Here is a 7,392-nt window from a genome sequence, read left to right on the forward strand (position 1 = left end):
GGCGGCTTCGGGAGCAGGAGCGGCTGCGGCCTGAACCGGCGCAGCGGGGCGTACCGGAGTATCCGATGCGTCGGCGACCTCGACATTGGCATCAGCGCCGCTACGCTCGCTGACCGCGACAACGGTGTGGGCGGTCGCACCCTTCTCGAGATTCTCGGCGAGCAGGTTGCGCATGATGGCATCGCGCGAGCCGCCGCTGCGGCCGCCGAGCACGACGCCGATCAGGTGGCGGTTGCCGCGGCGCATCGAGCTGACGAGGTTGAAGCCGGAGGCGCGGGTATAGCCGGTCTTGATGCCGTCCACGCCCTCGACGCTGCCGAGCAGGTGATTGTGATTGCGGATCGACTGTCCACGCCAGTTGAACGTGGAGGTCGCGAAATAACGATAGTAGCGCGGGAAGCGCTCCTGGATGGCGCGCCCGAGCGTGGCCTGGTCGCGTGCGGTCGTGACCTGCTCGTCGTTGGGAAGGCCGTTGGCGTTGCGGTACACCGTCTTGGACATGCCGAGCGCGCGGGCCTTGCGCGTCATCATCTGGGCGAAGTCGTCCTCGTCGCCGGCGATTGCTTCCGCGATGACCACCGCGGCGTCGTTGGCGGAGCGGGTGACGAGACCCTTGATGGCATCCTCGACACGGATGGTCTGGCCGGCACGCAGGTTCAGCTTGGTCGGATCCTGATCCGCGGCATGCTTGGACACCGGCATCTCGGTGTCGAGTTTCATCTTCCCGGACTCAAGGCGCTCGAACAGCAGGTAGAGCGTCATGATCTTGGTCAGCGAGGCGGGGTGGCGGATCCCGTCGGGGCTCGTTGCCTGCAGCACCGCGCCGGAATTGCCGTCGACGATGATGGACGCGAATTTCGGGCTGGAGCTCTCGGACACATCGCGCTGCACCCGGTGGTGCGCGTAGTGGCGGCGATGGCGCCGCGCCTCGGCGGCATCGGTGGTGAAGATGACCGCGGTGGTGACCGTAAGAAGCCCGAAAACGCCAACCCGCGCCAAGCGCGAGGAAGACAAGTTTTTACGAAGCATGGAACCCCGTCCCCGTTTCTGACTTGATCACCGGCTCGTGAGGCGAAATTGTGCCCAATGGACCCGGGATCATTACCTGCTCAGGCTGTCCCTCCGCTGGTGTTCGCCGCGGAGGACGTTTGGCCTGAGCCGCTATTCTGGCTAAGGTGATGTTCTCAAACGGCTTTCGACCGCTTGCGGAAGTTGAACACGTCCAGGAAATCAGGGTAGGGGGCCGGGGTTTCCAAAAGCTTAAGGAACTATTGCGGGAAACCCCGGGAATCTCCGCGATTTGCATTCAATTTTGTGCGTCGCACAAAATTCTTGACTTTTTTGTGCGTTGCACTAATTGTGGGCAGAGTCAGGGAGCCGGGGCTTCCCGACGAGAGCCAGGGAAAAGGATTCCGAAATGTTCAAGGTTGAAGACTTTCAGAACTACGGGAAAGAGCACTTCGAGCAGTACGTCGCTTCCGCGACCTCGGTGCAGCACGGCCTCCAGGCGATCGCCAGCGCCTATGGCGACTATACGAAGAAGTCGTTCGAAGACACCAAGTCCTTCGTCGAGAAGCTTTCCGGCGTGAAGTCGCTGGACAAGGCCATGGAAGCGCAGACCGATTTCGCCCGTTCCGCCTACGAGACCTTCGTTGCGGAATCGCAGAAGATCGCCGGCCTCTACGGCGACCTCGCCAAGCAGGCGTTCAAGCCGGTCGAGACCATCGTGTCGAAGTTCACCCCGGCCGCCCAGTAACTTTTTCAGGACATCCTGGAATCGAAAAGCCCGGCTGAACCAGCCGGGCTTTTTTTGCATACGGTCGGTCCGTCAGCGTGCCACGCGCAGCCTCGACAGCGAGGTGCCGATGTCCTTGAACACGGAGACGGTCTGGCTGGCCGACGTGACCAGATAGAACTTGTCGGCGCTGCTGGCGCAATATTGCAGCACGCTCGAGGTCGGATCGCTGCCGGTGTTCACCTGCACCGTGTAAATGGTGATGTTCTCGGCCTTGGCGTTGTCGCACAGCTTTTTCTGTCGCGTGTCGATCTGCGAAGCATTGCTGTACCAGCGGTTCTGCGTGTTCAGACCGTCGGAGAGCAGAACGATCGCGTCCTTGTAGGTGTAGTTCGCATCCTTGGCCGGCGCGTTCATGGGATTGCCGGTCGACAACGTCATCCAGCCCCAGGCCAGGCCGATGCCCTGGTTGGTATTGCCGGTCGGCTTCATGGCATCGATGCGGTTCTTGAGCGCGCTCCAATCGTAGCTCAGCGGCATGATCGGTTGCAGATAGGACGAGCTGCCGGAGTTGCAGTAGGAATATTGCTCGGCCGGGAAGAGCGTCCCCACATTGCCGCTCGTCGGCATGGTGTTCTTGGTGTCGTAGTCCTGGTCGCGATCGACCACGCAGCCGGTCCAGGTGTTGTGGTTGGCCGGCGTCCACTTCCAATTGTTGCAGTTCCAGTTGTTGCCTGCGCTGCAAGTCCAGCTGCCATTGGCGGCATCCCATTCGCTGAAATCGATCCAGTCCTTGTTGTAGTTGCTGGCGCCGACGTTGACGTCCTTGGCGAACGGAACGATCGAGATGTAGACGTCGCCATCGGCCTTCGCGAGCGTGCTGAGCTGGTCGACGAGGTTCTTCGCGGCGGTCTGCATCGCCGGCATCTTGCCGTCCTGGGCCATGGAGCCGGTGTTGTCGAGCACCAGGGCCACGCGCATGCGGACGTTGCCCCAAGCGCTGGTGGACGTGGTGCCGATGCCGAGCGTCGGAAAGCCGGCGATCTTCATGAAGCTGGTCGTGTAGGTGCCAGTTCCGGTGAGCTGGATCGTGGAGCCCATGCTGGTGCTCGCGGTATAGGTGGCGGCGACGCTGACCGATGGCAGGGTGGCGGTGCCGGTAAACAGCGCGTTGAAATAGGCTTGCGCCTTCGTGCTGATTTGCGACGTGGTGATGGTCCCGGACGACAGATCCTTGGAGAGCATCAGGGCGGCGGAGTCGAGGGCCGCCTGCATGGAAGTACGGGCCTGAACAGCGCGGCTATAGTCCACCGCGGCACCGACCAAGCTCAGGACCGGGACCAGCGCGATGGCGAAGATCATGGCGATATTGCCTTGTTCGGCTGCCGCGAAGCGGGCGAGCTGTCGACCGATCAGGCTGACAAGCGGCGAGCGAAACATGACGATCCCCGAAATCCGTGTTTTGCCCGATTTCGCGCCACGCCATTGAATGCTTGGTAAATTGCACCGTAGAAGTCCGGGGGAGCCCGGGCGAAACGTCGCAATCGTGTTAAATGACCGGGTTCCTGGTCAAAATGTTCTAACGGGCGCCGCGGAAATTTTTGTCAAATCGGTCCGGGTTGATTAACCTTTGCTGGATCGCCCGGATGGGAATCGGGACTGCCGCAACCGCATTGGCCGGATTTTTGCGCGCTTGCGGCGAGCCGGGGGCAGGCCCATATTGCTGGCGAACGATCCGGCTTGGACCGGATTTGTCGGGAGCGGCGGTCCAACAAGGCGGCGCGCCTGCGCCAGGCTCCGACGGGCGGGGTCGCGCGGTGACCGCCATTCGCTTCCATGGGGAAATTTGAACGCCTGAGCCATGCCGCAATTGACTTCAAGACTCGACCTGTCCGCGCCAGCCGCTCCCTACGCTCCTCGCTTGAGCAATGACGAGAACCGTTCGGGTAATCCCTCGGGTCCGAACACTTCGGTCATCACCAAGGTCAAACCCAAGACCAAACGGCCGAACCTCTACCGGGTGCTGATCCTGAACGACGATTACACGCCGATGGAATTCGTCGTCCACGTGCTGGAGAAGTTCTTCAACAAGGACATCGAGGCCGCGACCAAGATCATGCTGCACGTCCATCATCATGGCATCGGGGAGTGCGGCGTGTTCACCTACGAGATCGCCGAGACCAAGGTGACGCAGGTGATGGATTTCGCCCGCAAGCACCAGCACCCGCTGCAATGCGTGATGGAAAAGAAGTAATCGCGCGTCCGGGTTCTTTAGAGTGGTTCTGTTCGCGTGGTGTGTGATGTCAGCACGAGCCGCTGCATGATCCGGCGGGCATCGGCGCCAGCGTCAACCTGCCCAATTGGGTAGTTCTGCCCAAATCGGAACGGGTTTTGCATCGCAAATGTCGCGGTGTGTCGCCGCCCGAGTCGCGGAACCGGTCTTTCGCCGCGATCTTGTATAACTATATGTGACAAAGGTTGTTGTTGCCTGACCGGGCGATGGCGATCATGATGGTGGGGGCCATAGAGGACGCGAATGCCGACTTTTTCCCAAAGCCTTGAACAATCCCTGCATCGTGCACTGGCGATCGCAAACGAGCGTCATCACCAATACGCGACGCTCGAGCATCTCTTGCTCTCCTTGATCGACGACTCCGATGCAGCCGCCGTCATGCGCGCCTGTAGCGTCGATCTCGACAAGCTCCGCACGAGCCTGGTTAATTATCTTGAGACCGAATTCGAGAACCTGGTGACGGATGGCGCCGACGACGCCAAGCCGACCGCCGGCTTCCAGCGCGTGATCCAGCGCGCGGTGATCCACGTGCAATCCTCCGGTCGTGAAGAGGTGACCGGTGCCAACGTGCTGATCGCGATCTTCGCCGAGCGCGAGAGCCACGCCGCGTACTTCCTGCAGGAGCAGGACATGACGCGGTATGACGCGGTCAACTACATCAGCCATGGCATCGCCAAGCGGCCGGGCGTCTCCGAGGCGCGGCCGGTGCGCGGCGTCGACGAGGAGACCGAGGCCAAGGGCAACGAGGACGCCAAGAAGAAGGGCGAGGCGCTCGAGACCTATTGCGTCAACCTCAACAAGAAGGCGCGCGACGGCAAGATCGATCCGGTGATCGGACGCAATTCCGAAATCAACCGTGCGATCCAGGTGCTGTGCCGCCGGCAGAAGAACAATCCGTTGTTCGTCGGCGAAGCCGGCGTCGGCAAGACCGCGATCGCGGAGGGCCTCGCCAAGCGCATTGTCGACAGCGAAGTGCCGGAGGTTCTGGCGGCCGCCACGGTGTTCTCGCTCGACATGGGCACGCTGCTCGCGGGCACGCGCTATCGCGGCGACTTCGAAGAGCGCCTGAAGCAGGTGCTGAAGGAGCTCGAAGCGCATCCCAATGCCATCCTGTTCATCGACGAAATCCACACCGTGATCGGTGCGGGCGCGACGTCGGGCGGGGCGATGGATGCCTCGAACCTGCTCAAGCCCGCGCTTGCCTCGGGCACCATCCGCTGCATGGGCTCGACCACCTACAAGGAATACCGCCAGCATTTCGAGAAGGACCGCGCGCTGGTGCGGCGCTTCCAGAAGATCGACATCAACGAGCCGACGGTCGAGGACGCCATCGCGATCCTCAAGGGCCTCAAGCCGTACTTCGAGGACTACCACCGTCTGAAGTACACCAATGAGGCGATCGAGGCCGCGGTTCAGCTGTCCTCGCGCTACATCCACGACCGCAAGCTGCCGGACAAGGCGATCGACGTGATCGACGAATCCGGTGCGGCGCAGATGCTGGTCGCCGAGAACAAGCGCAAGAAGACCATCGGCATCAAGGAGATCGAGACCACGATCGCCTCGATGGCGCGGATCCCGCCGAAGAGCGTGTCGAAGGACGATGCCGAGGTGCTCAAGCATCTCGAGCAGACGCTGAAGCGCACCGTGTTCGGCCAGGACAAGGCGATCGAATCGCTCGCCGCCTCGATCAAGCTGGCGCGTGCCGGCCTGCGCGAGCCGGAGAAGCCGATCGGCTGCTACCTGTTCTCGGGCCCGACCGGCGTCGGCAAGACCGAGGTCGCAAAGCAGCTTGCGGCAAGCCTCGGCGTCGAGCTGCTGCGCTTCGACATGTCCGAATACATGGAGCGGCATACCGTATCGCGCCTGATCGGCGCGCCTCCCGGCTATGTCGGCTTCGACCAGGGCGGCCTGCTCACCGACGGCGTCGACCAGCATCCGCACTGCGTGGTGCTGCTCGACGAAATCGAGAAGGCGCATCCCGACCTCTACAACGTGCTGCTCCAGATCATGGATCACGGCCGGCTCACCGACCACAACGGCAAGCAGGTCAATTTCCGCAACGTGATCCTGATCATGACCACGAACGCGGGTGCATCCGATCTCGCCAAGCAGGCGTTCGGCTTCACGCGCTCCAAGCGGGAAGGTGACGACCACGAAGCGATCAACCGGCAGTTCGCGCCGGAATTCCGCAACCGCCTCGATGCCGTCGTCTCGTTCGGCCATCTCAGCGTCGAGGTGATCGGCACGGTCGTGGAGAAGTTCGTGCTGCAGCTCGAGGCGCAGCTCGGCGATCGCGACGTCACCATCGAGCTGTCCGAGCCGGCCAAGGCTTGGCTGGTCCAGCATGGCTACGACGAGCAGATGGGCGCGCGTCCCATGGCCCGCGTGATCCAGGAGCACATCAAGAAGCCGTTGGCTGACGAGGTGCTGTTCGGCAAGCTCAAGGGCGGCGGCCATGTCCGCGTCGTTCTGGTCAAGGACGAGGCCGACGAGACCAAGGACAAGATCGGCTTCGAGTTCGTCGAGGGGCCGGTTACTCCGAAGCAGGAGAAGCTGCCGGGCGCCCGCAAGCGTCCGCCGGGCAAGCCCAAGCCGGGTGGCCCCGGCGGCTCCAAGGGGCCGACCTCCAAGGGTCCGCTGGTCAAGGCTTGATCTGGGCTAAATGAAATCGAAAAGGCCGGCTGCAAAGCCGGCCTTTTTGTTTTCGGGCTCGGTGTGAGCTTTACGTCCCGGCCTCTGGCGCTGCAGCTGGCGGCCGCGGCTTTTTCGGCGCCGCCGGCCGCGCGCGGACCAAGGGCTGCATCGTCACGATGACCGGATTGGGCTTGTGATCGGTGGCCGCCCCGGTCGCGGCATCGACGCCCATGCCGATGACGCCGCCGGCGAGGAGATTGCCGGCGAAGCCGGCGGCGCCCGTGCCCGACACTTCCTTGGTGAGTTGCACCGTCTGGGGTTGATAGCCTTCCTTTTCGAAGGTGATCGTGATGTCGGCGCTACGCTTGGCGACGATGGCGCAAGGTGTTGTGCAGGTTGTCGGCACCTCAAGCCCGCTGACCACGGCCTCCACACCAGAGGGTGTCGATGAGATGCTGATATTCTCGGTCGTGCCGCGCGTGACAGACGCGCAGCCGCCCAGCATGACGCTGAGCGCCACAATTCCCAATGAACGCATGAAATGCCCCTTGTTCCCCACGCCACTGAAGCGCAACCGGAGCGCGAGGGCAATAGGTCACAAGTCGGGATAGTTAAGCCACGCAGGGGTTGTGCACGAAAACAGCGGGCACCTGGAGGTGGGGCCCGGTGCTATTCGCCGCGCAGGCGCTGATCGTCCTGCACCCGGACGTGCTCGGCGCCGCGCGCGCCG

6 protein-coding genes are annotated in these 7,392 nt (G+C 62.6%); 3 read left to right on the plus strand and 3 right to left on the minus strand.

The window, feature by feature from the left end; translation table 11 throughout:
* Positions 1-1,029: D-alanyl-D-alanine carboxypeptidase family protein (locus tag MOV74_RS26350; RefSeq protein ID WP_246929303.1), on the minus strand; the 1,029-nt coding region annotated here is incomplete at its 3' end.
* A 388-nt stretch (positions 1,030-1,417) separates the two neighbouring features.
* On the opposite strand from MOV74_RS26350, the gene MOV74_RS26355 reads away from it, so the two are divergent.
* Positions 1,418-1,756: a phasin family protein gene (locus MOV74_RS26355; protein WP_246929305.1), complete on the plus strand. Its 339-nt coding sequence runs from the start codon at positions 1,418-1,420 to the stop codon at positions 1,754-1,756.
* A gap of 72 nt (positions 1,757-1,828) precedes the next feature.
* On the opposite strand, the gene MOV74_RS26360 is transcribed toward MOV74_RS26355, so the two are convergent.
* Entirely contained in the window at positions 1,829-3,175 is a 1,347-nt protein-coding gene (locus MOV74_RS26360) for a pilus assembly protein (protein ID WP_246929307.1), read from the minus strand.
* A gap of 481 nt (positions 3,176-3,656) precedes the next feature.
* Between MOV74_RS26360 and clpS the strand changes: the two genes are divergently transcribed.
* Both clpS and clpA read left to right on the plus strand, forming a co-directional pair.
* Positions 3,657-3,989 (plus strand): ATP-dependent Clp protease adapter ClpS, encoded by a 333-nt coding sequence (gene clpS, locus MOV74_RS26365; protein ID WP_026202494.1) that lies wholly within the window; start codon positions 3,657-3,659, stop codon positions 3,987-3,989.
* Positions 3,990-4,271: 282 nt separating this feature from the next.
* The gene (gene clpA, locus MOV74_RS26370; protein ID WP_246929309.1) at positions 4,272-6,680 is read left to right on the plus strand and encodes an ATP-dependent Clp protease ATP-binding subunit ClpA; all 2,409 of its coding nucleotides are present in this window, start codon (positions 4,272-4,274) and stop codon (positions 6,678-6,680) included.
* 70 nt (positions 6,681-6,750) lie between these two features.
* Here clpA and MOV74_RS26375 read toward each other — a convergent pair whose 3' ends face one another.
* Complete coding sequence (locus MOV74_RS26375) at positions 6,751-7,200, minus strand: translation initiation factor 2 (RefSeq protein ID WP_246929311.1); 450 nt, start codon at positions 7,198-7,200, stop codon at positions 6,751-6,753.
* Positions 7,201-7,392: the final 192 nt, after the last annotated feature.

Source organism: Bradyrhizobium sp. SHOUNA76 (genome assembly GCF_023006445.1).
Lineage (GTDB): Bacteria > Pseudomonadota > Alphaproteobacteria > Rhizobiales > Xanthobacteraceae > Bradyrhizobium.

Coding starts and splice junctions, on each gene's coding strand:
- MOV74_RS26375 (WP_246929311.1), bottom strand. CDS start 7,200: ATGCGTTCATTGGGAATTGTGGCGCTCAGCGTCATGCTGGGCGGCTGC.
- MOV74_RS26355 (WP_246929305.1), top strand. CDS start 1,418: ATGTTCAAGGTTGAAGACTTTCAGAACTACGGGAAAGAGCACTTCGAG.
- MOV74_RS26360 (WP_246929307.1), bottom strand. CDS start 3,175: ATGTTTCGCTCGCCGCTTGTCAGCCTGATCGGTCGACAGCTCGCCCGC.
- clpA (WP_246929309.1), top strand. CDS start 4,272: ATGCCGACTTTTTCCCAAAGCCTTGAACAATCCCTGCATCGTGCACTG.